Here is a 25,626-nt window from a genome sequence, read left to right as displayed (position 1 = left end):
GCCGAAATCTTTCCGACCTTCTTTATTGCCAGCTTCGGATGTTCGACCGTCATCTGGAAGGATGGCCAGCGAAAGGACGACGTCGTCGCAACGGGCCACAACCGCCACTTGAAGTGGGCATCGCGGCGGCGATGGACTCTGCCTCTCGCCGCTAGCGGCAGGAATGGGCTGAAACCCGCCACGGCAGGTCTACGGATCGCAGGTCGACCTGCTCCGCGCCCTTGGTGGCGGCTGGAGCAGCTAGCGGTTATTCGGCCGCAATCGCTGCGCTCCAGGACGCCTCGGGCAGTGTCACATCGGTGCTCTGAAGATCGCCGTCGGACGACTGCCCGAGCATGACGCGATATGTGCCCGCCTTGATGCGCCAGTTGTTTCCCGCTGCCTCGTAGGTCGCGAGCAAGCGCGGATCGATGATGACATCGACGCGCTTGGTCTGGCCGGGCTTCAGATCGACCTTGGCGAACGCCCCGAGCCGCTTCGGCGCTTCCCAACCGGCGTCCTTGCCGGTCGGCGCCACATAGATTTGGGCGACGCCCTTACCTTCGCGCTTGCCCATATTCCGCATGGAGAAGCTTGCGTGGATCGCGCGGCCATCCTGTTGTGCCGTCAACGTGGACAGGCCGAAGCGGGTGTAACTGAGCCCATAGCCGAACGAGAACAGCGGGCGATAACCCTTCGCTTCGTACCATTTGTACCCGATCGTCGCGCCTTCATCATAGGTTACGTGAACCGGTGTCTCGTTCGGCTGGCCGAGCCCGGGCAGGATCGGGTGCGCCAGCTGGTCGGCGCTCGCCGGGAAAGTGATCGGCAAATGACCCGACGGATTGACCTTGCCCGTCAGGACCCGCGCGATTGCTGCGCCCCCGCGAATGCCGGGGAAAAACGCCTCAAGGATAACCGGGACCTGCGGTGCCCACGGCATGAACACCGCACCGCCGCTCTCGACCACTACGATCGTTCTTGGGTTCGCCCTCGCGACAGCGGCGACGAGCGCGTCCTGGTTGCCTGATAGCTCCAGCTTGCCGTCATACCCTTCGCTGTCGTGCTGGGTGACGAATACAATTGCCACATCAGATGATGCCGCGGCGGATGCTGCTGTGGCGGGATCGGCGCCGGCATCGAAATCAATGCGTGCACGCGGCAGTTCGCGCTTGATCTCGGCGAGGGGCGCGGAGGGGAGAAAGGTGTGTTCGTCGATCATGATCGCTCCGCCGATCGGTGTGACATCGGACGACCCGCCGCCGGCGATCACGCCCTTGTCCGAATTGCCGCCGATGATCGCGATCGACTTCACGCCGCGTAGTGGAAGCAGGTCACCGTCGTTCTTCAGCAGGACCAGCGATTCCTCCGCCGCCTTCTGAGAAACCACCGCGTGCGCCGCATAGTCGATTGGCGTCACCTTGATCGGATTGTCGACCGCCCCCTTCGCGAACAGCGCCCAGAGGATGCGTTCCACCATGTCGTCGAGCCTGGCTTGCGAGATCTGCCCCGTCTGTAGCGCGGCCTTGATCTGCGGCGGCGCGAACCACGGCTTGTCGGCCACGCAGCAAAAGCCGGTAAACTGGTCGAGCCCGTTGTTTGCCGCAGGCGCAGTCGAATGCACCGCGCCCCAATCGCTCATCACGAAACCTTTGAAATCCCAGTCGCCCTTCAAGACGGTGTTCAGGAGATAATCGTTCTCGCAGCCCCATCGACCATTGATGAGATTGTACGAGCACATGACAGAACCCGGCTTGCCGCGCTCGATCGCCAACTCGAACGCCAGGAGATCAGACTGCCGCATACCTTCAGCGGAAATGGTGACGTCGAGCGAGGTGCGCTGCGTTTCCTGATCGTTCACGGCGTAGTGCTTGATCGTCGAGATGATGTTGTTCGACTGGATTCCCTCGATAAGCGCGCCGGCCATTGTCCCAGCCAGCAGCGGGTCCTCGCCGGTATACTCGAAGTTGCGCCCGTTCCGCGGCTCGCGCGCAAGGTTCACGCCGCCGGACAACATCGTGTTGTGCCCGGTCGCGCGAGCTTCAGCGCCGATCATCGCGCCGCCTGCGCGGGACACTTCTGGATCAAAACTTGCGGCCGTCGCAAGCGAGGACGGCAATGCCGTGCTCGGGATCAAGCTGTTACGAACGCCGATCGAAGCGTCGGTCTGCGTCTGGTCCGGGATCCCGAGACGCGGAACGCCGGGGACGAAGCCCGCCGAGCCCTTGACGGCGCGGGACTGCACATAGGCCTTTAGCTCGGGCGACACGATGTCGTCCGGAACCTTTGAAACCTCCGTCACTGCCTGGTCGGAATAGCCGAAGATCAGCCGAAGCTTCTCGTCGAGCGTCATAGCGGCAACGGCCGCTCGGGCACGCGCTTCGGGTGTCAGACTGCGGTCGAGCCATGGACTCACAGCCGGCTGGCCGATGGCCTCGGCAGACAAACACAATGCCATCGCGGCCGATGCCACCAACGCTAGCTTACTGACCATTCCATGCCCCCTCATTTCATTCCCGACATTCAAAGCACGACTCTCGATCAGCCTCGCTCACCCGGCGGAACGTTCCAGACCCGCACATAATCGACCTCCATCGACTGCGGCATGGCGGCATCGTCGATGCCCTTCGCGCCAGCCCAGTCGCCGCCGACGGCGAGGTTGAGGATCATCTTGAAGGGCGTGTCGAACGGCCACGCGCCCTTCCCGCCAGGCTGATCGTTGCGAACGCGCAGGATGCCCTGGCCGTCGACGCCGAGCGTGATGACGTCCGGTCGCCAGTCGAGCTGGTAAACGTGGAAGTCACTGCAGCTGGTCGGTACCGGTTTCTGCGCGCTCCGTTGCGTTTTCAGCACGTGATTGAACAGCCCGGTGTGCAATGTCGCGTAGATCAGGTTCGGCTCTGCGCCCACTTGCTCCATGATGTCGATCTCGCCGTCGTCGGGCCATTTCGTCATAGTGACGGGGAGCATCCAGATTGCCGGCCACGTCCCTCGCGCACACGGCAGCTTCGCGCGGATCTCGTAGAAGCCATAGGTCCACCCCGGGCCCTTCGAATAGATCCTGCCTGAAGTGTAATCCTGCCCGCCCCAATCGGAGAATTTCGCGGGATCGAGCCTCTCGTGCCGCGCTGTGATGACCAGGTGCCCCTTCGCGAACCGGAAGTTCTCGGGCCGGCCGGCCGAATAATATTGGCGTTCCTTGTTGAACCACCCCTGCTTGTTGAAAGCCGTGTCATATTGCCACTTGCTCAGGTCGAGCGTGGTCCCGTTGAACTCGTCCTGCCACACCAGCTTCGCGTTTGCCGGACGGTCGACTGGACCGCTGAAGGTGGCATTGGTCACCGTGAATGCCGATTGCGCAGCCATGAGCACTAGGGAAACGCCGGTAATCATCAGAACCATCCCCTGTTACGGTATCGGCGAGGCGCTCGGCGGCGCGTCCGTCGTTAGTTTTTGTGCCGCATCCGTCTTACGTGCAGCAACGGCAAAGAAGGCGATGAACGAGTATGCGGCAAGCGGCACGACAAAGGACATGCTGAGGCCGTAGCTGTCGGCAATCGTGCCAACTGCCATCGGCAGCACCGCGCCCCCGAATATCGCCAGGCAAAGCAGGCCGGAGGTCGAACTCTGCGAAACCCTCGACCGGTCTAGCGTAATGGTGAAGATCGTCGGAAACATGATCGAATTGAAGAAACCGATCGCCAACGCCGCATAGCCCGCGATGGGCCCGCTTACCGCGACAACGGTCAGGCAAAGCAACCCGGCAACAGTTGCACATAGGGCGAGCAATCGCGTCGCGCGGATGCGTGTGAGGAGCGCAGTTCCAACCAATCGTCCGACGAGCGCACCGCCCCAGTAGAAATTCGCGAGATAGGAGCCCGCGCTATCCAGCGGCAGCGACAATATGCGCGACTGGTTCAGAAAGTTGATCATGATACTTCCGACCGACACCTCGGCGCCGACGTAGAAGCCAATAGCGACCGCACCGAAAACTGCCCACGGCGACTTCAGCGCCTCGAACATTCCCGATGGCACGGCGCCGCCATTCGCGGGCGCGACATGGGTCAGAAACCTTCGGAGGACAGCGAAGAAGAATAGCAGGCTGCCCAGCAGTGCCGCCATGATGAGATAAGCCCGGTCGACCGCGCCAAGCAACTCGCTCCGGTGCGCTGGGGCGATCGCTACGCTCGTGGCTGCCCGCAGCGACGGATCGTCAAGCATTACCAGCGAACCGAAGTGCACGCCGATAACCACGCCTAGCGAATTGAATGCCTGCGCAAAGTTCAGGCGGAAGTGACTACGGCGCGGATCTCCAAGCTCCGCCGCGAGCGGATTTGCGGCGACCTGCAACGCCGTAAATCCTCCGGCAAGAACGAACAGCGCCGCGAGGATTGGCAGAAAATGGTCGGCATTGGTGCTGACGACCACCAGCAGGCAGCCGCAAGTCATCATCGCCAACGCGCCGAGGATCGTATCCACCGCCCCGATACGGCTCGTCAGCCACGCCGCTGGAAGCGACAGTAGTCCATAAGCAAGGAAGAAGACGATCTGCGTGAGCAGCGCTTCAGCATAGTCAAGGCTGAAAGCCGCGCGCAGAGCGACGATCAGCGGGTCGTTGTTGGAAGTGATGAACCCCCAAGCAAAGAAGAGGGTCGTGACCGCCGCAAAGGCGAGAAGGGTGCGCTGCTTGTCTTCTACGATCGCCGTCACTTTGATTGGCTTCGCGCGCTCCAGCGCAAGGTGGCGACCGATCCGATCGGAAGAGCAACGGCATAGCGCCGGCCGTCAAGCGCGAACGTCACCTGTCCCTTTCCGGACTTGCGATGCGCAATAACGACGCGGCTTCCGTCGGGGTTGAGAAATGCCGCCGCTTCCACGTCGCCGCCATGCTTGACCGCGGCAACGTGATAGGCGCCCGGTAGAATGAACCGGCTCGCATGCCCGAGGATATAATATTCGACGTTCCGCGTGACCGCGCCGGTGGCCGGGTCGATCGTGACCACGCCGCGGCAATCGCCGCAGCCGCCGTTATGCGGACCATGCGCCGGGTCGAGTGCCAAATTCCACAGGAGCGAACCGCGCGACCAGTGATTGGATGCACCGATAATCAGCTTGTCGGTCATCCAGCCGAGCACTTCGCTGAACTTCGGCGACCACTCGCCGCCCGAGCATTCAGTCTCCCAAGCATCCTTGTCGGGATGCGCGTCGTGAACGGGCGACTGCGCCGGAACATCGCCTTCGTAGCAATGCCAGGCGACGCCCGCGACGTAGCGCCGAGCGACCGGATCGGAGAGCACCGTCATCGGCATCTCCGGATTATCCCAATTATGGTCATAATCGAGGATCTGCGTCTTCAGACCGCGCGTCTCAAACGTAGGTCCGACATGCTGGCCGATGATGATCGCGCGATCAGGCGAGTTTACTCGCATCCCTGGATAATTATCGGGCTCGAAATCAGGCTCGTTCTGGATCGTGAGCATCGACACGGGCACACCTGCGCGACCGAACTCCTCGACGGTACGAGCGAGATAGGTCGCGAACGCTGGATAATATTGCGGGACAAGCTGGCCCTTGATGAGGCTGCGCGTGGTCTTCATCCACGCCGGCGCGCTCCACGGACTGATCATCACGCGCAGATCGGGATTGATGGCCAGAGCTTCGCGAACGCGCGGCAGCACATATTTGCGCGCCGGTTCGATCGAGAAGTATCGCAACTCGGGATCAGGCGCGTTGTTCGGCGTATCGTCGTAGCTGTAATGTGTCGGCGAGAAGTCCGAAGCGCCGACCGTCAGCCGAGTGAACGAGAGGCCGAGGCCATTGCGGCTACGCCCGAACAGTTCCGCCATGATCGCCTTGCGCTTGCCGGCGGGAAGACCGCTCAGAAGCTGCGCGGAGGCATCGGTCATCGCCGCGCCAAAGCCATGCATCTTCTGGAATCGCTTGGACGTATCGATCGCGACCGTTTCCTTGCCGTTCACTCGTCCGACAGGGGCCCTCGCCGCCCCCGGCGCAAGCTTGAGAGTTCCGTCGGCCGTGGTCACCCAAATCTGAGCGAGTGGAGGGCGCGGCGCGGCCTCTGCCGACCCCGCGAACAGCAAAGTGAGAGCAACGGCTGCGAGCCGCCTCACGCGACCGGCTCCGCCGGACAGAATTTCGCTACGAACTCATCGTGCGTGGGCATCACTTGGACGCAGCGGTCGATCGTCGCGGCGATATTCCCGAGGAATTGCTCGATCTGCGGATCGCTCTTGATCTCGACGAGCGGGTCATAGCTTCGCGGCACGATGCCTTGCCCGAGAAATACCTGAATCCAGCTCTCCTCGCTGAACAGTTCCTCGTCCTCCCTGAAAATACGACCGTTGGAGCGCCATAGATCGATCTTGCGCTGGAGTGTCGCCGGCAGTTCCATCGTTCGGCAATATTCCCAGAAGGCGCCGGGCCGCTCGTTGGCCCAATAGTGAAGCACGATGAAGTCCCGCACGCGCTCCCACTCGAAGTCGCACTGCCGGTTGAACTCATCGATCGTCGCCTGGTCGGTCGCGCTATCCGGAAACAGCCGCACGAAACGGATGGCGGCCGATTGCACTAGGTGGATGCTGGTGGACTCCAGCGGCTCCAGGAAGCCTGCTGCAAGCCCCAGCGCGACGCAATTCCGGTTCCACATCTTCCGCCGCTTGCCGCTTGTAAAACGGAGTCGGTTGGGATTACCGAGCTGCTCACCATCGAGGTTGGACAGCAGCAGCTTTTCAGCAGCGCCATCGTCGATATGCTTGCTGGAGTAGACGAGACCGTTGCCCGTTCGGTGCTGAAGCGGAATGCGCCACTGCCAGCCCGGCTCGTGCGCCGTGGAGCGCGTATAGGGCGTCAGCGGGCGGGTCCGCGCGCACGGCACCGCCATCGCACGGTCGCATGGGAGCCAATGGCTCCAGTCCTCATAGCCCGTTTTCATCGTCTGCTCGATCAGCAGCCCGCGAAATCCCGAACAGTCGATGAAGAAGTCGGCATCGATCGTGCGGCCGTCCTCGAGCGTGACCGAAGCGATGTCGCCGCTGTCGTGCATACCGACGTCGACGATCTTGCCCTCGGTGCGCTTGACGCCGTGCTGCTCAGCAAAGCTGCGCAGATATTTTGCGTAAAGCGACGCGTCGAAGTGGAATGCGTGAGCGATATGACCGATGGGCGATTCCGCCATGTCGGCGCGCGCGCGCACAAACTTGTTCTCGAGCGCAGCCGCTGTGTTGATCGAATATTTAGCGAAGTCCTCAGCGCGCCCGCGCTGATGCGTGCGCAACCAATAATGATGGCAACGCAGCCATTCCCAGTCCTGGCCGATCACCCCGAAGCCATGCATGTAGCTTTGCCCCGGTCGAAGCCAGTCCACGAACTGGATACCTAGTTTGAACGTGCCCTGCGTGCGGCGCATGAAATCGGCTTCGTCGAGCTGGATGAGCTCGTTGTATTTCTTGATTGCCGGAATGGTCGCTTCACCCACTCCGACTGTTCCGATCGCTTCGCTTTCGACGACTTCGATGTCGTATAGCCCGCGAAACAGTTTCCCGAACAGCGCCGCGGTCATCCAGCCCGCGGTGCCGCCGCCAACGATGAGGATTTTCCGCATGGTTTGGGAATTAACGGCTTTCGGCTGGGCAGGCCATCACGAGCACCTTCTCAGGCAGCTTGCCAAGGTGCTTGTGGCTGGTGAGCGATAGCCCGTAACCGCGGCGGAATTGCACGCCGCCGGTGCGCGGCAGGCAATCGCCAGCGGGCCAGTCGAACGACAAGCGGCCGGTGAAATCATAAGCGCGCTTCCCATTAGTCCCCGCGAGCAACATGTCTGCAATCCCGAGCCCTTCGGTGCCCGGCAGCCACGCCGCCACGAATGCGTCCGAGCGGTTGATCAGGTCGTTCGCTGAGACCGGGCGTCCCGAATAGAGCACCGTTACGACGGGAACGCCCTTGCCGCTCACGCGATTGAGCGCCTTGAGGTCATTTGGATAACGCGCCGAATGGCGCATTGTCGCCGGAAAAGTGATGTCGCCCTTTCCTTCCGCATACGGCTGCTCGGCCGCGACCATCACGACGGCGCTATACCGCCTTACGTCGACGCCCACGCCGTCCGCGCTGTAGTCGACACGATTTGCACCGAGCGACTTCTTCATCGCTGAGAGCAACGTGTCGGCGTTGGGATAATCCGACGTCTTGGTCTGATCGCCCTGCCAGGTGAGCGACCAGCCGCCTGCCTGCATGGGCAGGCTGTCGGCGCCCTTGCCGACGACCAGCACCTTGCCCTGCGGCCTCAACGGCAAAACGTTGCGATCGTTCTTCAAGAGCACGAGCGACTTGCGGACTGCCTCCCGCGCAAGCTCCCGCACTTCGGCCGAATGAAGGACCTCTGCACCGGGATGCTGCCCCGTCGCAGGCGACGCGTCGAACAGACCCGATTTAAGTTTCACTCGAATGATGCGTGTGACGGCGTCGTCGATCCGGCTCATCGGAATGCGGCCCGCTCGCACGTCCTGGACGGTTGCCGGAATAAACTGCTTCCAGTCGTCCGGCACCATCACCATGTCGATGCCGGCGTTGATCGCCTGCGGGCAGTGCCATTTGGTGCAGCCCGGAACCTGCTCCACGCCGTTCCAATCGCTGACGACGAGACCATCAAAGCCGAGCCGACGCTTGAGCACGTCGCCAACCAGATGCGCGTTGCCGTGCATCTTGCCCCACTTCTTGCCGGTCGCCGTATCAGTGAAGCTCGAATAGCTGACCATCACGGTCTGCACATTCGCCTTCAGCGCGCCGTAATATCCGGCGGCATGAGTACGATAGAGGTTTGTCTCGCTGGTCCGCGCATCACCCTGGTCGATGCCATGGAAGGTGCCGCCGTCACCGAGCCAATGCTTCGCGGTAGCGAGTACGGAAGTTGGCGAGCCGAGCTGGCCCTGGAGCCCTTTGACCATCGCTTCGCCGTAGCTGCGCACGAGCGCAGGGTCGGAACTGTAGCTTTCGTACGAACGTCCCCAACGCGGGTTCTGCACGACGGCCAGCGTCGGCGCGAACGCCCAAGTGATACCGGTAGCTCGGACCTGCTTCGCCGTCGCATGACCGATACGCGTCATGAGCGCCGGGTCATGCGCCGCGCCGAGGCCGACGTTATGGGGAAAGAGCGTCGCGCCGTAGATGTTGTTGTGCCCGTGGACCGCGTCGGTGCCCCAGATCACGGGGACCTTCACTTTCATGTCTGTGGACATGCTGGCGCGGTAAAAAGCGTCCGACAGCTTGAGCCAGTCGTCCACGCTCGAGTGCATGTTCATCGCCGGCCAGGCGCCGCCCCCGTTGAGGATCGAGCCGATATAATAGCGACGCACCTCGTCCGGCTTGATCGAGCGAATGTCGGGCTGGGCCATCTGCCCAACCTTTTGCTCCAGCGTCATGCCGGCAACGATCGCCTTCACCCGCGCTTCAATTGCCGGATCGAGCGGCTGCTGGCCAGTTGCCTTGGGCCACGTTTGGGCGGTCGCCACGCTCGAAGCGAGCAGACCAGCCGCAAGGCACAACATCGCCTTCGGCCGAGTAAGACCGCCCCAAACCTTCATCATGAAACCGCCCTAAAGCTAGAAGTGATAACTCGCGCCAAGCAGCCACGAACGCCCATACTTGTTGACCTCTTCGAGCGTCTGAGTCCCGTTGACGTCATAGTAAGTGCGGTAGGGCGAATTCAGCACGTTGCTGACCTGAAGAAGGATGCCGAGGTTCTCGAACCGTGACCCCTTCTGGAAGGTGTAGCCGACCTGGGCATCGAGTTGGCTGTCCGGCTGAATCAGCGGGAAGCCAAGGTTCGTGAACAGCGAAACCACCTCGCCCTTGAAGGCCGACCGGTGACGATAGGCCGCACGCACCTGGATGCCGTTCTTCTCATAATAACCGGTGACGTCGTACACCCACTTTGAGAAGCCGGGCAGCACGCCGCCAATCTCGTTCAGAGCGACAGGCTTGAGCTTATAATCGGTGTACGAAAGGCTCGCGGTAGCGCCGAAGCCGTCCAGGAAACTTGCCAGACGTCCGAACTCGAACGAACCGCTGGCTTCTATGCCACGGACCCAGCCGCCCTTGCCGTTTGCCGGCGCTGTGAGCTGACCGATCGGGCTGACAATGACGCCCGGCGGGATCTGCGAAATCTGATCGGGCGGGGGCGTGAAGTCGGAGAAGTCCGCAACGAGCGCCTGGTTATAGATGTAGTTATCGAGCCACATGTAGAAGCCGTGCAGGGCGAAATAGCTGGCATTTCCGCCATACCATTCGTAGCCAATGTCGACTTCCTTGGCGCGCCAGGGCTCAAGCTTGGGATTGCCGCCGGACGCAGACCACGGGTGCACTACCGTGCCCGGCGCGCATGCCGGTATTGCGCCGACGCACACGGACCCGTTGAAGCCTGGCACCAGGTTAGCGCGCAGATCGTCCATGCGTGGACGCGCCATGACCTTGGCCGCGGCAAAGCGAATACGGTTGTGCTGATCGAGGTCGTAGAACAGGTTCAGGCTCGGCAGGACGTCGGTGTACGTGGCACCTTCGTCCGTGTTGATCAGCTGGATCGGCGTAACGGCGGTATTGATCCGCAGGCCTGACGAGCTTTGCTTTTGCCTGACGATCTGAACGCCGACATTGCCGTGCAGGTCGCCGGAATCAATGACCGCCTTGGCCTTCAGGGTCAGGATGTCTTCCTTGATGTCCCAGGACTTGTCGAAGTGATTGGCATCCTGGAGCTGGACGACATCGTAATAATTATCGAGCGCCTTCGCGATATCGACACCGAGGACGCTTCCGAAGCCAGCGAAGCCCAGCGAAACCGGATCTTCCAGGTAGCGCGGATCAACGAGGATCTGCTGGCGGTCGTTCTTCAGGAATAGGTCGAGCTCGTCGACCGTCTTGTCCTTGTGGCGATGGGTGAAGTCGACGCCCGCCTCGAGGCTGCTGATGAAGCCGGTGTTAAGCTCCTGCCGGGCGGAAAGATCGGCCGAGGCCAACGTTTCCTTGATGTGCGGCGACTTCTTGAGACCGTCATGGCCCCAGCCGCCCCACGGCGCGCGATCGCCCAGGGATACCTGGTTCGCATCCGCATAATTCAGACCGAAGCCTGAAAAGCTTGGGAATCCGTCGTCCGAAATCTTGAAGTCGTAATCGTCGAAGGTCCGAGTCTGGAACGGACCCGCGCCATAGCCGCCGTAGGCTTCGATATAGGTCTCATCGCGCTTGTTTGACGAGTAGGAAAGATCGGCGAGAATGTGCGTGTGCTCGGCGACCTTGAAATCGTTGTTCAGGCCGGCGGCGAACAGATGATCGGTCCGCTTGTTGTCCTGATACATCAGGATCGGCGCGACGTTGGTCACGTGACCGGCGACCGCGAAGTCATTGCCGTTCTTGTTGACGACGGTGGTCGGGTCGTAGGTTACGCCATCGGCCCATGCGTCAGAGAACCATTCCGCGCCTCGGTTGACCGTGTGCTGTTTGAAACGGGAGTAATAAAGGTCGAGCACCGAGTGGACTGCGTCGCTCGGCTTCCATTCAACTGTGCCCGTAACGCCGTCACGCAAGTCGCGGGAGTTCGTTGCGATCGCCTCTTGTCCTGACAGGAAATAGGGCGACCCTTCCGGAAGCAGCCCGGCGTAATTGTCGTAGAACCAGTTCTTCGTGTGATCGGTATGGCCCGGGGCATCCAAGTGCGCGTAGCCGATCATCCAGCCGAGCGTGCCGCTCGCGTTCTGGTCGATGTAGCTGGCGCTTCCGCGCCAACCATATTTCGAGAAATCCGAATTGCGGCCGCCGCCCTGATCCAATTGCCCGCGAATGTTCAGCGCAATCGCGCGCTTGCCATATTCGAGCGGGCGAATGGTCCGCAGATCCACCGTTCCGGCAAGCCCCATGCCGACGATGCTGGCATCAGGCGTCTTGTAGACGACGACCGAGCCGAGCAACTCCGACGGATATTGGTCGAATTCGACTGCGCGGTTGTAGCCGGAACTCGCCTGCTGGCGGCCGTTCAAAAGAACCGTGGAGAAGTCGGGCGAGAAGCCGCGGATGGAAACGATTTCCGCGCGGCCGGCGACGCGCTGCGCGGCGATGCCCGGCAGGCGCGCGATCGATTCAGCAATGGATACGTCAGGCAACTTGCCGATCTCTTCGGCCGAAACCGCTTCGACGACGCTCGCTTCGCGACGCTTGATCGCGATCGAGTTTTGAAGGCTGCGGCGGATGCCGGTGATGACGATCGAATCGCCGCTGCTGGCAGCTTCCGGCTGCGGCGCCTTCGGCTGCCCCGGACCCGTTTGCGCGGCGGGGTCAACTGGCTGCGTCTGAGTCGTGGTGTCCTGCTGCGCCGGAACATTCTGCGCATAGGCCGCACTCGGCGCGGAAATCATGAAAAGCGATGAACAACAGCCACCAGCGAGCAACATGGCGCGGCGGCACCGTAGCGACGTATTCGGCACTCTTGTCTCCCCTCACGAAGGCCCCGCAGCGCGAATCCCTTCTGCTTCCACTCTCCCTATGGAAGCGCTTCCATGTCGTGCTTCAAACCTGCGGGCCTGTCAAGCGGCTGGGGGCGCGGTCGAATCCCGGACGACGAGCGCGAACGGAAGTCCGTCGAAGTGCGGCCCATCATCAGACATATTCTGCACGAGCAGGTGTACTGCGCGTTCAGTCAATTCCTTGATCGGCTGGCGAATCGTGGTCAGCGGCGGCCACACGATTTCCGACATCGGCGTGTCGTCGAAACCTGTCACCGAAATGTGCTGAGGGATTTCGAGTCGCGCGCGGTGGAGGGCGAGCATCGCGCCGGCGGCCATATCATCGTTTGCGCAAGCGATTGCCGTGTAACGCACCGGCTCGCGGAGCATCAGCTCCGCCGCCTCAACGCCGGACTTGAAGGTGAAGTCGCCGATAGCCGTCCACGGCGTGTTCGTTATGCCGGACTGGCGGAGCGCCTCGACGAAACCATCATAGCGCTGCGCCGCGGCACGATGCTCAAGCGGTCCGCGAATGAATGCAAAACTCGTATGGCCGAGCGACGTAAGATGCCGGCCGAGGGCATGACCGCCCGCGCGCTCGTCAATCCCGACGGACGATACCACTTCTTGCGCTTCCTCGCCGGCAGAGACGGCAACTATTTTCACACCCGCACGCCGCGCCGCATCGATAAACTCGAGATCGTCTGACAGCGGCGGCGACAGGATTAGACCTGCCGGTCGCTCGCGCTCGATGATCGACGACATCATCTGCGCGCGGTTCACGTCCTGCGGATCGACTGATCGCGAGACGAGATCGAAGCCAAGCGACGAGCAACCCCGCAATGCGCCTAGCTCCAGAGCGGCGTTATAATAGCTGTTCGGCTCTCGCTCCGGACTATGCGCATGGATCAGCATGATCAGCCGGCCCATGCCGCTGGCGAGCGCCCGTGCCTGATGATTGACTGAGTAGCCAAGCTCCTCGACCGCCCGGAGCACCTTCTCCCGCGTTTCGGAACGAACGTTCTGGACGTTGTTCAGAACGCGCGACACCGTGACCCGGGCGACACCTGCCGCCTCGGCAACATCATCGATCGTGGAGTTGCGCTTGCTCACGCGCGCACATTGGCAACGGTTGTTACGAACGACAACTTTGCGCTTCCGGCAGCGTCGATCAGCAACGTATCACATGCGCGAATCGCGCCACGCCGATGCGCGAGCCAACCCAACTCATGGTGAGGAATGAAACTGATCCATCTGAGCATTCTGCTCCTGTCCGCGTTGATTTCGGTCGCACCAGCAATTGGCGCGCCCGCCCTTATTCCACTGCCCCGGTCGATGACCCCGCATGCCGGCGAATTCCACGTTTCGGCTACCACGGTTGTTGCCGGAAAGCGCGATGCCGGTCCGACAGCCCGCTACCTGGCGGAAGTTTTGAAGCTCCAGCGGGGTGCAGGACAATCGGCAATTCGCCTGAGGCTCGTAAGCAAGAAAGCGATTTCGGGGCCCGAAGCCTATCACCTTAGCGTCGCGCCGGACGGGATTCGCATCGAGGCATCCGATCCTCGCGGACTCTTCTATGGCGCGCAGACCTTGCGCCAGTTGATCAAGACCGATGCCGCTGGGACGCGCACTGTCGCCAGCGTCGACATCGTGGACAAGCCGCGTTTCCGCTGGCGTGGCCTTTTGATCGACGAGGGCAGGCACTTCTTCGGCAAGTCGACACTGCTGAAGATCATCGACGAAATGGCCGCCTACAAGCTCAATGTCCTGAAGCTGCATCTGACCGACTATGAAGGGTGGCGCCTGGAAATTCCTGCCTATCCGAAATTGACGCAGGTTGGCGCGCTTGTCGACGGCAAGCCTCAATTCTTCACCGAAGCCGAAATGCGCGACATCGTTCACTACGCCGCCGACCGGCACATCATGGTCGTTCCGGAAATAGAGATGCCCGGGCACGCTGGCGCTGCCGCGCGCTCCTACCCGGAATTCTTCAACACTGCCGGCGGGGCTTTCAATCCGGCAAGTCCCAAGACTTACGATTTCATCCGTGGCGTCCTGACCGAGGTCGCTCGCATATTCCCAGCGCCATATCTGCATTTCGGCGGCGACGAGGTCGGCGAGGACACGTGGGATGGCATGGCCGACGTCGACCGGCTTAAGGCCGAGCAAAGGCTGAAGACGACAAACGACGTGGAAGCCTATTTCGGACGCAAGGTCGTCGCCATCATCCAGGGCTTGGGAAAGCGGCCCATGGCTTGGGACGAGCAGGTTGATGCACAGGCGCCGAAGAGCGTCGTCATCCAGTGGTGGCGCCGCGACAAACCCGATGTTCTCGGCGCGGCGGCGCGGACCGGATACGAGCTCGTGATGTCGCCCGCCGACAAACTCTACTTCGACTATCACCAGGGTGAAGGAGAGCCAGGTGCCCCGTGGGAAGGCAATAAGGGCGGGCCCCAGTCGATCGCCAAGATCCTGGCGTGGGAGCCGGTGCCGGACGACTTCACGCTCGAGCAGTCGGGCAAGGTCCTCGGCATCGAGGCGGCGGTGTGGACCGAATTCATCGAAACCGAGCGCTACCTTGAATTCATGACCTTCCCGCGTCTCCTAGCCCTAGCGGAAGTCGCGTGGCGGCCCCGCGGCCCGCGCGACGACAAGGAATTCGAAGTCAGGCTACAGCCGCACGTCGACGCGTTGCGGGCAAAGGGCATCAACGCGCGCCGCGGCGAAGGCGACGCCTACGAATTCATCAGGAATTGAGCGGCCCCATGAAGTTGCGTTCTCTTGTTGCGCTTGCGCTGTTGCTGACTCCATCGGTTGCGATGAGCCGGTCGATCCTGTTCGTCGGCAACAGCTTCACCTTCGGCGCACTTTCGCCTGTGATGGAATGGCGCGCGAGCAGTGTCACTGACCTAAACCGCGACGGCGTCGGCGGCGTCCCCGCGCTCTTCAAGCGCTTCGCCGACGAGTCCGGGCTCTCGTTCGACGTATCCTTGGAGACGGCTGCCGGTCAGAGCCTGCAATGGCATTGGGCCAACCGACGGTCGCTGCTCGACCGCCGCTGGGACGATGTCGTGCTTCAGGAATACAGCACTCTCGACCCTGATCGGCCGGGCGACCCCACGAACCTGGTGGCTGCCTCCGCAAAGTTCGCGAGCATGTTCCACGCCCGCAATCCAAAGGTCCGCATCGGCCTTGTCTCGACCTGGTCGCGCCCCGACCAAACTTTTCCGGCGCAGGGCCATTGGTACGGCAAGCCGATAGAGCGGATGGCGCTCGACATTCGCCGCGCGAACGAACGCGCACGGGAGTCGAGCGGAAAGATCAATTGGGTGGCGCCCGTCGGCCAAGCCTTCAATTGCGCCATCAAAAGCGACATTGCGGACGGCAACCCGTACGACGGGATCGCCCCGGGGCAGATCGATCTGTGGGCCCCCGATCACTATCATGCGAGCACGGCTGGCTATTATCTCGAAGCGCTCACGATCTTCGCGAGAGTGACCGGCAAGGATCCCCGCCGTCTGGGCCCTAGCGAAACTGCGGCGAAGGAACTGAACTTGCCGCCCGCTCTCGCACAGCGCCTTCAGCGCATTGCTTATTCTGTCGCGCTACACGACAGCTGCGTGCCGCGTCCGGCATCCCACCAATAATTGACCAGCATATTGAACGGCTCCAGCGCCTCGACGTGATGGAACCAGTCCTTGGGAATGAAGATGGCGTCGCCGGGAGCAAGCTCAGCCTCCTCTCCCGCTTCCAGCGCGGAAGCAAAGCGCGGGTAAAGTTTAAGATCGGGAGCGGTCATGTGGACCATGCTCACGGGCGTACCCGCCGGCGTCGGATGAGACGGCCCGAGGTAGAGGTCTTGCTCGCTCTCGGGCGGAAAGAGCGTGAAGCGACGCCGTCCGGCGACCACGACCGCGATATTGTCGACGGGATCGTTATGGGTAGCGACCTTGGACGCATTGCCAATCCAGATTCTCGGCTCCGTTCCAACAGGCACGAGCGGCATGGGGTGTCGTGCACGAAACCCGGGCAAGTGCTGATCGGCGCGCAAGCCCTGCACGGCCAACGCATGCGGCTGTCCGGATTTTGCATGCTCGCGGAGCGCGCCGAGGAACAGCGCCAGGTTCGCCTGGCCCCGGACGAAGTTCAACGATTGGCCATCGGGGCTATAATGGAACCGCCCCTCCTCGGATGGCTCGGCGCGGATAACATCCACGGGAAGATTGCTCGCGTGGATGATGAGGGTGCCGAGCCAGCAGTCGTCGCTTTCCCGTGCTGCAACCACCAGCGGCCATTCGAGCGCTAACCCGCGCAACACCGCTGGCTGACTGCGCGGCAAAATCCTCGTCTGGAATTCGTCGGGCTTTACGTCGGGCCATTCCGGGATTTGGCGCATCATATCGTCATAGCCGCTAGCAATACTTTCGGTCGATGCCGGACTGGCTTAGGTCGCGAAGCTACACCGGTCGGGAGAGGCCATGCCACCGTTACGAATTGCCATTATCTGTTCGCTCTTATTTGCAGCTAGCAGCAACGCCGCCGAGCCGTCACGACAGCTGCTTCCAACGGGCCAAGCCTTGACCCCTTTGGCTGTGCCCGGTGCGCGCTTCAGCCCTCTCATCGTGAACGTTGGGCCTCATCCGTCTTACGTCGCCGACGGAGCCGCTGCGATCGCGGTCAGCCCGGACAAGCGCGAAATGCTGGTGCTCACCAGCGGCTTCAATCTCTATAACGGTCCCGACGCCAAGGTCGTGAAGGCGCAGTCGACGCAATACGTATTCCGCTATGCGATCGGCGCTCCCGGCGCGCGGCGTCTGCAGACGCTGCAAGTCCCCAACAGCTTTGGCGGCATCGCCTGGAGACCCGACGGAAGCGGCTTCATCGTCGGCGGCGGCGTGGACGATGCACTCTATCTCTTCGCCCGTCGCGGAACGCGGTTCACCCCGGCGGGGAAAATCGCGCTCGGCCACAAAGCAGGACTGGGGGTGGATGTTCTGCCGCAGACGGCCGGCGTTGCGATTAGTCCAGACGGCCGGCGCGTGCTTGTCGCCAACTATTACAACGACTCCGCCAGCCTCGTGGACCTCGGCAAGGGCGTCGTGGTCACGGAGCAGGACCTCAGGCCCGGCAAAATCGATGCTTCCAAGTCAGGCGTCCCCGGCGGCGAATTCCCATTCTCCATCGCTTGGGTCGATGAAACCCACGCTTGGCTTTCGTCGCCCCGGGACCGCCAATTGATTGCGCTGTCGATCGGCACCAGGCGGATAAGCGTCACGGCCCGTGTATCCACGATCGGTGAGCCCACCGCCCTTCTTATCGATCGCAAGTCGAAACGGTTGATCGCGGCGGAGGACAATGCCGACCGTCTTGCGTTCATCGACCTTCGCAGCGGTCGCCTCGTGGCCGAGCCTCGGCTGAGCTTGCCGCCGTCCCTCGCGGCCCCACCGCTTGGCAAAGGCCTGAACCCCAACGGCCTCGCGATGATGCCCAACGGACGGCTGCTCGTGACATTGGGCGGCATCAATGCACTGGCCGTCCTGAGCCCCGAGATAGGCGAAAGCCCGGTCGAGGCGCTGATCCCCACCGGGTGGTATCCGAGCGCGGTTGCCACTAGTGCCGATGCGTCGCGCGTATTCGTCGTCAACCGCAAGAGTCTGCCCGGTCCCAACCTCAAGGGCTGCACGCCGGAGCTCGCCATCTACCGCGGTCAGCCCAACGCCTGTGACGCATCCAACCAATATATCCTGCAACTCGAAAAAGCTGGGTTGCTCGATTTCCCGATGCCCGACGGCCCGGCGCTCACGGCAACGACGGTGCAGGTCGCGGAGAATATCGGTCTTCCCGGAGCTGCCACCCGGGCGGCAGCGGAAGCGCGGATGGCGGAGATCCGCAAGCGCGTGAAGCACGTCGTCTTCATCATCAAGGAGAACCGGACCTACGACCAGGTGCTCGGAGATCTCGAAACCGGCAACGGCGACCCGCATCTGGCAATCCTCGGCGGCGCGCTGTCACCCAACCATCACCAACTCGCGCGCAAGTTCGTGACGCTCGATAATTTCCATGTATCGGGTGAAGTGTCCTCCACTGGCTGGGCCTGGTCGACCGCCGCGCGCGCCACCGACCTTCTGGAGAAGACCTCACCGGTCAATTATGCCGGTCGCGGCCTCGCGTACGAATCCGAGGAGGCCGACCGCTTCATCTACACCCAACAGACGACCGCTGAGCGACGTGCCACCAATCCGAAGCTACCCGACGACCCCGACCTGCTGGCCGGTCCCGCGCTGCTGACCGCGGCCGACCCGGATGAGGACGATTTACCGAACCAAGGCTTCCTTTGGAACGCCGCGATCCGTGCCGGGCTATCCGTCCGCAACTACGGCTTCGCCGACGCAAGCGTTTACGATGCGGGCGCACCCGGTGAGGTCCCGGTCGTACGCGAACCCTTCAAGGAAAAGCACAGGATCTACACGCCGGGCGACCGCCTCCTGGCAACTCGCAGCGACCCATATTTCCGAGGTTTCGACCAGAAGCTTGCCGATTATTGGCGCTTCCTCGAATGGCAGCGCGAATATGACGAGCAGGAAGCGGCAGGCACGCTGCCTCAGCTCACCCTCCTCCGCCTCGCGCACGACCACTTCGGCGACTTTGACAAGGCGGTCGACGGCGTGAACACCGTCGAGACGCAGATGGCCGACAATGATTATTCCCTGGGTCGAATCGTCGAACGGATCGCTCATGGAAAAGCATCCGACACCACATTGATTTTCGTGATCGAAGACGATGCGCAAAATGGTGCCGACCACGTCGATGCGCGTCGAAGCCCAGCGTTCATCGTCGGACCTTACGTCCGGCAAGGCGCATTGGTCTCGACGCGCTACACGACCATCAACATCCTACGGACGATCGAAGCGGTCCTTGGACTGAAGCCACTCGGCCTGAACGACTCGCTTGCGGTGCCGATGGCCGACGTCTTCGACCCTGCGGCGGTGCAGTGGAACTACCGGGCTGAAGCAGCCGAAATTCTGCGATCGACCCAGCTTCCGATCCCCGCCGATCGATATGTCGCTACCGGCAAGAACGCTGCAGCAACCTGCGGGGGTCGCGATGCCGCCTTCTGGAGCGCCGCCATGGAGGGCCAGCATTTCGGCACGGAGGACCGGCTCAATCCCGAAGCTTTCAACGCCGCGCTTTGGCAGGGTCTCGGCGAAGGCCCGGAGCCAAAGCTTCGCGAGGGCAGCGACCTGCGCACCGATCTGGCAGCACGGAAACAGCGCAATCCAGCGCCATGCGCCTCCGCCCAATGAAAATTCGTCGCTTACTCTCGTTCGTTGCCCTTTGGCTCAGCGTCTGCGTCCAGGCGGCCGCTTCGCATCTCGTCACTGGGAATGGCTTTGGGTTCGCGGTCGTTGCGCCCGAAGTTGGCACAGCGACGAAATTCTATCCTCATCCCCACAACTACCTCCGGGCCGATGCGACGAACGGGCTCGGCGAGGGCATTGAGACAGCGAACTTCATCAAGTCGCTCGCCTGGGGAATGCCGGGCCGCGCTGCCAGCACCGGCTATGTCGATGACTCGCACGTCATCCGAATGCGCCGCGGCACCCGCAGCGCCTATTTCTTCATGTCGTTCGGAATGGATCGGCCGGCCTTGATAGTCGCGGCGGATGCGGCGGCGCCCGGCTGGCAAGCTAAATGGACCAGGCCCATCCAATCGATGCGGACCGTTCGCGAGGCCGGCCTCGAAGCAAAGCTGATGCGGTTCAAGGGAATTGACGAAGTATTGCTGCTGATCCCCCTCGAGCCCGCTCGATCGACCGGTGCGGGACCGCTGGCAGGCATTTCAGCCTGGGCGCTTGTTGCGCTTGAAGACGAACGCGAAGCCGAAGCTGCTATTCGCGACGTCACTGCCTGGCGGGCCGGGCTTTCCCCCCAACAACTGGTCAAACGCGAGGTTGCTGATCTCGAACGTTGGCGTGCTCCACCGCTCGCGCATTTCGCCAGCGAGAAGGAACGACACCTGTGGCGGCAAAGCGAGACCATGCTGCGTATCGCCCAAAGCCGCGAGCCCAATCGCGCGGATCGCCACGGCAACGGGCTCATCGTCGCCGCCCTTCCGGATGTCTACTCGACCCCCTGGGTCCGCGACATGGCCTGGGCCACAGCTGCCCTCATCCGTATGGGCCATCGCGCCGAGGCCCGCGCTGCCATCCTGGCTTATTTCAATGCGCGTCCGACGGGTTTGATGCGCTCCCAAGTGAACGGGGCTGACTATCAAGTCTCCGTCGTCCGCTACTTCGGCAATGGCGCCGAGGAGCCATTCTTTACGCAGGAGGGCAGCACCAACATCGAGTTCGACAATTGGGGCGAGGTCCTATGGGTGCTCGGCGAATATCTACGCAAGTACGACGATCCCGATCTTCTGAAAGCCGTTACTTACCGCGGCCCGCTATACGAAAGCGCACGCGACTTCATCGTCAAGCCGCTGATGGCGAACACAGAACCGTTCGGCGGCGGCCGCATCGTCGCCGCCGACACGTCTATCTGGGAAGAGCGGCAGAAGGACAAGAAGCATTTCGCTTTCTCGACCGCCATGGCGATCGTCGGCATGCGCGAGTTTGCCGAGATCGCGCAGCACGCTGGCGATGCTCGTGCTAGCTCGCTAGCGCTTAACGACGAGAGCCTGCTTCGAATGGGCTTCGACGCCGCCTTCGTTCGTGACGGCAAGCTGCGCGGCACACTCGAGGACGGCATCAAGAACGACATCGACGGCGCGCTTATTCCGATCATCAATTTCGGTGTCGTCCGGGACTCGAGGGTGATCCGGAACGCGCTCGACAGGATGGATGCCCTAAAGGTCGCATCCGGCGGGTACCGGCGTGTCCGCAGCACTTACACCGACCCAGCGATCTTCGAATATTGGTACGAGCGGCAGGAATTCCTGTTCGTCGATCTCAATCTCGCAGAGCTCGACCGCCGGCTAGGCAACAAGGCTAGTGGCAACGAGATGCTCGCGCGCATCGTCGACAAGGCCGCCGCCGATCACAACATCATCCCGGAGATGTACGTCGCGGTGCCTTGCAAGCTCTTCCCCGGAAGGATCGGCGACCCGACGGGCGCGATCCCGATGGTCGGCTACGGCGCCGGCGCCTTCATCCTCCACCTCCTCGAGCGCGAGGGCGCGGGCGAAAAAGACTAGGCGCTGGCTGGGGCGGGCCGCGGCCGCAATGGGCGAAAGCGGCCGCTAGGAGAGTTGCGTTGCGTGACGTCGGGCGCCAGCGCTCCAACCATCGCGAAGTATCGCCGCGAGGGGGCGGCTTAGACCCCAGATAGCCCAAGCGCCGAGCGCTCCTGCCAGACCGTCCGTTGCGTAATGCCACCCGAGCTGAACCGAGCCGACCCATATCACGAGGCTGTATAAGGCCGCATATTTGGCCGCGCTGGGCGCAAGGACTCGCGCGGCAAACACGAACCAAATGCTGATTGCCACGTGGATCGAAGGGACAGCCGAAATCCCGGCTACGATTCCCGGCCGGGCAGAAGCAAAGGACGTCCACATCCTGTCGGATTCGGCGAGAACCATCGAGGCACCTCGACTTCGTAGAGTTGCTACCAGCGCGGCGAATGAATCGCCTCCGAAGACACGATCATGGAAGATAGGACCGGCCGAAGAGAAGGCCGTCGCAGCGACTACGCCGAGCACGAACCACGTGAGTACGTAGGCAATGAGCGCACGAGTTTTTGCGGCCGACGGCGGCTGAAGCATGACTGTGAACATGACGAGAGCCTGGGTGGGCAGCCAGAGACCGTAGAGTTTGTCCATGGGGACAGCGGCCCATCCGAACAAATGGTCAAGGAGCATCCATGGGTCGGTTCCGAAGACGGATCTTTCCGCCCCGACGAGCGACGCATCCAGCCAGAATGGCAGGATATGCGGAATTGCGTATTTAAGCGGAAGGAACACACTCGCGCCCACGCCCACGCAGATCGTAGCAGGTATGACGGTCAACCAATTCGGACGTGGTGGTCGGCGATGAAGCACCCAACGTAATAGAAGAGCGCTGCCAAGGGCGGCGAATGCCAATGCGACGTAAGTGAGCACGAAGGGTGTTGGCGCAATCCTGGCACCCCAAGCGAACGTCCAACATGCCAACTCGACGGCAGTCACGAAGACCATCACCGTGAGCCAGCTGCGATCCTCGCGTGAATCCTGGTCGAGTTTCACACCAGCGCTCAAGCTTTAGGCGCTCGCGACCAATGAGACCGCATCTTGAGACCGCCGGTGGGTGTCCCCTTCGTCCGGCCATGTGCGAACTCGCGCGAGGCCGGGCCGCAGAAAAAGTAAAGGCAGCTTGAGGAACAGCAGTTCGCTGTGGATCAAGTGATCGATCGCGCGTTCCCACCAGCTGGCCTGCCTTCCGCCATGCTCGCGAAGCCAGTCGTCATAAGGCGCCCAATGGCTCGGCTCATCTTGCTCGATGATGCGGAAGATCTTGGTCAGGGTTGTATCGGCCCTCACGATCGGGTGGCGCAACAGGATCTCGACTTGGCGATGACCGCGCTTCTCGGTCAGCGAGATCACTCGACACATGCGCTCGAACAAGTCGTCACGGCCGATGATTTGCTGCGGATCCAAGTCGTCAATTTTTGATCGGAACATGATCCCGACAAACCGATCGATGTGGCCGCATGTTCGATCGACCGCAAGCGGCCGAACCCCGCGCCGCTCGAACCACCGACGGAACATCATATAGTGCTTCCGCTCATCGGCTCGATGCTTCTCGATCCTGGCAATGAGCGCAGCATCTTCGGGCCACCGCATTCTTACGGCATCAAGAATACGATCGATCGCAGTGTAACCGCGGTGCTCGTTGTAGATGTAAATTGAACCGAGAAGGTCGAGATAGCGGCGGCGATACCAGCTGTTCATACGCTTTTGTTGACCACGCATTCCCCGACCGAGAAGCACATCGTTCGTACAGGCCGCGGTCGGAAAGGCGGCGCGCCAACTCAACCGCCGCAATCCGGGAACGGTTCCTTGGCCTTGGCGGCCATACGTAGATGGGCCTCTAAGACCCACTCTCTCCGCGGCCTTCGAGTCGGCAGGCGTTAGCGCTGCAGACTGTTACAGCCCTCGATGATCTCACGTATCCGATGAGCGAGATGTTCCATTTGGAACGGCTTCGTCAGTACAAACATGCCGCGCTCCAAGCGGCTTCGCCCAATCACTGCGTTTTCGGCGTAGCCCGTGATGAACAACACCTTCAGGTGCGGCCTGCTGACACGGGCCGCGTCTGCTACCTGCCTGCCATTCAGTCCGCCCGGTAACCCGACGTCAGTGATCAGCAGGTCAATTCGAGCGTTAGATTTCAGTATTTCCAATCCAGCTGGTCCGTCCGGGGCTTCGACCACCGTGTACCCGGCTTCCGCCAATACCTCCGCGATCAGCATCCGGATCGTTGGGTCATCATCGATGACAAGTACGACCTCGCCCGTCGCGGTCGCATCGGCATTTCCTGAATCAGTGGGCCGCTCCTCGACTTCAGCATCTTCGCCATGGCGCGGTAGGTAGAGGCAGATTGTCGTGCCTTGCCCGATCTCTGAATAGATCCGAACCTGGCCACCGGATTGTCGCGCGAAGCCATAAATCATCGAAAGCCCAAGCCCGGTGCCCTCGCCCATTGGTTTGGTGGTGAAGAACGGGTCGAATGCCTTGGCGATCACTTCGGGCGTCATCCCCGTTCCCGTGTCCGTGACGCACACAGAGACATATTGACCAACAGGCAGATCATGCTTTCGGGCTGCCCGCTCGTCTAACCATTTGTTCGCCGTTTCGATGGTGAGGGCGCCACCGTTCGGCATCGCATCGCGCGCGTTGATGCAGAGGTTCAGAACAGCGTTTTCAAGCTGGTTGGGATCGACCAGAGTAGGCCACAGGCCGCTCGTCTCAACCACTTCGACCCGAACGCCAGGGCCTACGGTGCGCCTTACGAGTTCTTCGATGCCCCGCATCAGGCGATTGGCGTCGGTGGGTTTCGGGTCAAGAGTCTGACGTCTTGAGAACGCGAGCAAGCGGTGCGTCAGCGAAGCGGCGCGCCTGACGGCCCCTTGAGCGGCGATTAGGTATCGGTCGAATTCGGCTGTGCGACCCTGCGCGATCCGCATCTTCATCATTTCCAGGCTGCCGCTGATCCCGGTCAGAAGATTATTGAAATCGTGCGCAAGGCCGCCGGTCAATTGGCCGACCGCCTCCATCTTCTGTGATTGGCGAAGTTGCTCTTCGATCGCCCGCTTTTCGCTTAGGTCACGAGTGACCTTGGCAAAGCCGATAAGTTCGCCATCGTCGTTCCGAATGGGATCGATAATGACGCTCGCCCAAAACTTTGAGCCGTCCTTCTTCACTCGCCAGCCTTCGGCTTCGAACCGCCCGTCGCGGCTGGCAGTCTCAAGTGCGATTTGCGGAATGCCCGCCTTGAGGTCCTCGTCGGTGTAGAACCGGGAAAAGTGCTGCCCCATGATCTCGTCAGCAGAATATCCTTTGAAGCGCTCGGCGCCGGCATTCCAGCTACTCACCCGGCCTTCAGGATCGAGCATGTAGATGGCATAGTCGGTGACGCTTTGGACGAGCATGCGGAACCGCTCTTCGCTAGCGCGCAGCTCTTCTTCCGCAGCCCTTCGATCGGTTAAGTCGCGAGTGACTTTGGCGAAGCCCACAAGATTACCTGCCGGGTCACGGATTGGGTCGATGACCACGTTTGCCCAAAATCGACTGTTGTCCTTGCGGACGCGCCAACCTTCGATTTCGAAGCGCCCCTCCCGTTCGGCGGTCTCTAACGCGATCCTCGGGATCTGCTGCTCTTGCTCTTCAGGCGTATAGAAGCGGGAGAAATGCTGGCCGATAATTTCATCAGCCTCGTAGCCTTTGAAGCGACGCGCGCCAGCATTCCAGCTGGTGACCCGTCCTTCGGTATCCAGCATGTAAATCGCATAGTCGGTAACGCTCTGGACCAGCAGCTCGAACCTGCTGGCCGTACTCGACGGATGTTCTGAATCTGTCATGGGGTCCCACGCCCTCGCTGGGCTTCAAAAGAACGAGCCGTCTTGCTGCGTGTTCCGTTTCTGTTTTCGACGCCAACCATTGATGCGCCCT

The 25,626-nt window shown here is 61.7% G+C and carries 16 protein-coding genes; 4 read left to right on the top strand and 12 right to left on the bottom strand.

The genetic code is table 11. The features are described 5' to 3' along the window. Nucleotides 1–247: 247 nt before the first annotated feature. The 8 genes from ABD704_RS10905 to ABD704_RS10870 all read right to left on the bottom strand — a co-directional run bounded on the left by ABD704_RS10905 (nucleotide 248) and on the right by ABD704_RS10870 (nucleotide 13,592). Nucleotides 248–2,473: a beta-glucosidase gene (locus ABD704_RS10905; protein ID WP_344699713.1), complete on the bottom strand. Its 2,226-nt coding sequence runs from the start codon at nucleotides 2,471–2,473 to the stop codon at nucleotides 248–250. A gap of 47 nt (nucleotides 2,474–2,520) precedes the next feature. Continuing rightward, nucleotides 2,521–3,381 carry a glycoside hydrolase family 16 protein gene (locus ABD704_RS10900; RefSeq protein ID WP_344699712.1) on the bottom strand — a complete coding sequence of 287 codons (861 nt, stop codon included), beginning with the start codon at nucleotides 3,379–3,381 and terminating at the stop codon, nucleotides 2,521–2,523. Nucleotides 3,382–3,387: 6 nt separating this feature from the next. Next, complete coding sequence (locus ABD704_RS10895) at nucleotides 3,388–4,689, bottom strand: sugar MFS transporter (protein ID WP_344699711.1); 1,302 nt, start codon at nucleotides 4,687–4,689, stop codon at nucleotides 3,388–3,390. Next, nucleotides 4,686–6,107, bottom strand: coding sequence for a glycoside hydrolase family 30 protein (locus ABD704_RS10890; RefSeq protein ID WP_344699709.1), 1,422 nt, complete (start codon nucleotides 6,105–6,107; stop codon nucleotides 4,686–4,688). The genes ABD704_RS10895 and ABD704_RS10890 overlap by 4 nt, the downstream gene beginning before the upstream one ends. Further along, nucleotides 6,104–7,597 carry a tryptophan halogenase family protein gene (locus tag ABD704_RS10885; RefSeq protein ID WP_344699707.1) on the bottom strand — a complete coding sequence of 498 codons (1,494 nt, stop codon included), beginning with the start codon at nucleotides 7,595–7,597 and terminating at the stop codon, nucleotides 6,104–6,106. Before ABD704_RS10885 ends, ABD704_RS10890 begins: the two co-directional genes overlap by 4 nt. Nucleotides 7,598–7,607: 10 nt before the next feature. After that, complete coding sequence (locus ABD704_RS10880) at nucleotides 7,608–9,575, bottom strand: glycoside hydrolase family 3 protein (protein WP_344699706.1); 1,968 nt, start codon at nucleotides 9,573–9,575, stop codon at nucleotides 7,608–7,610. A gap of 15 nt (nucleotides 9,576–9,590) precedes the next feature. Further along, the gene (locus ABD704_RS10875) at nucleotides 9,591–12,392 is read right to left on the bottom strand and encodes a TonB-dependent receptor (RefSeq protein WP_344699705.1); all 2,802 of its coding nucleotides are present in this window, start codon (nucleotides 12,390–12,392) and stop codon (nucleotides 9,591–9,593) included. 168 nt (nucleotides 12,393–12,560) lie between these two features. Next, nucleotides 12,561–13,592 carry a LacI family DNA-binding transcriptional regulator gene (locus ABD704_RS10870; protein ID WP_344699704.1) on the bottom strand — a complete coding sequence of 344 codons (1,032 nt, stop codon included), beginning with the start codon at nucleotides 13,590–13,592 and terminating at the stop codon, nucleotides 12,561–12,563. A gap of 126 nt (nucleotides 13,593–13,718) precedes the next feature. On the opposite strand from ABD704_RS10870, the gene ABD704_RS10865 reads away from it, so the two are divergent. Together ABD704_RS10865 and ABD704_RS10860 are read left to right on the top strand one after the other, a co-directional pair. Then, a complete protein-coding gene (locus ABD704_RS10865) occupies nucleotides 13,719–15,236 on the top strand; it encodes a beta-N-acetylhexosaminidase (RefSeq protein WP_344699703.1) in 1,518 nt (505 codons plus the stop codon). 8 nt (nucleotides 15,237–15,244) lie between these two features. Further along, on the top strand, nucleotides 15,245–16,126 hold the full coding sequence (locus tag ABD704_RS10860) for an SGNH/GDSL hydrolase family protein (RefSeq protein ID WP_344699702.1): 882 nt from the start codon (nucleotides 15,245–15,247) through the stop codon (nucleotides 16,124–16,126). Here the strand turns inward: ABD704_RS10860 and ABD704_RS10855 are convergent. Further along, nucleotides 16,072–16,878 (bottom strand): cupin-like domain-containing protein, encoded by an 807-nt coding sequence (locus tag ABD704_RS10855; RefSeq protein WP_344699701.1) that lies wholly within the window; start codon nucleotides 16,876–16,878, stop codon nucleotides 16,072–16,074. The two genes, ABD704_RS10860 and ABD704_RS10855, sit on opposite strands and share 55 nt — an antisense overlap. A 223-nt stretch (nucleotides 16,879–17,101) precedes the next feature. Between ABD704_RS10855 and ABD704_RS10850 the strand changes: the two genes are divergently transcribed. Further along, nucleotides 17,102–19,783, top strand: coding sequence for a bifunctional YncE family protein/alkaline phosphatase family protein (locus ABD704_RS10850; protein ID WP_344699700.1), 2,682 nt, complete (start codon nucleotides 17,102–17,104; stop codon nucleotides 19,781–19,783). Further along, on the top strand, nucleotides 19,780–21,675 hold the full coding sequence (locus ABD704_RS10845) for a glycoside hydrolase family 15 protein (protein ID WP_344699699.1): 1,896 nt from the start codon (nucleotides 19,780–19,782) through the stop codon (nucleotides 21,673–21,675). Before ABD704_RS10850 ends, ABD704_RS10845 begins: the two co-directional genes overlap by 4 nt. Nucleotides 21,676–21,720: 45 nt before the next feature. Here the strand turns inward: ABD704_RS10845 and ABD704_RS10840 are convergent, their stop codons facing one another. The 3 genes from ABD704_RS10840 to ABD704_RS10830 form a co-directional block, all read right to left on the bottom strand. Next, nucleotides 21,721–22,713, bottom strand: coding sequence for a phosphatase PAP2 family protein (locus ABD704_RS10840; RefSeq protein WP_344699698.1), 993 nt, complete (start codon nucleotides 22,711–22,713; stop codon nucleotides 21,721–21,723). A 3-nt stretch (nucleotides 22,714–22,716) separates the two neighbouring features. Further along, nucleotides 22,717–23,406 carry a ferritin-like domain-containing protein gene (locus ABD704_RS10835; RefSeq protein WP_344699697.1) on the bottom strand — a complete coding sequence of 230 codons (690 nt, stop codon included), beginning with the start codon at nucleotides 23,404–23,406 and terminating at the stop codon, nucleotides 22,717–22,719. 179 nt (nucleotides 23,407–23,585) lie between these two features. Then, entirely contained in the window at nucleotides 23,586–25,535 is a 1,950-nt protein-coding gene (locus ABD704_RS10830; protein WP_344699696.1) for a hybrid sensor histidine kinase/response regulator, read from the bottom strand. Between the last annotated feature and the right edge of the window lie 91 nt (nucleotides 25,536–25,626).

Origin of the sequence: Sphingomonas limnosediminicola, assembly GCF_039537965.1 — a bacterium.
Classification (GTDB): Bacteria; Pseudomonadota; Alphaproteobacteria; order Sphingomonadales; family Sphingomonadaceae; genus Sphingomicrobium; species Sphingomicrobium limnosediminicola.
This window is presented reverse-complemented; position numbering and strand designations above follow the sequence as displayed.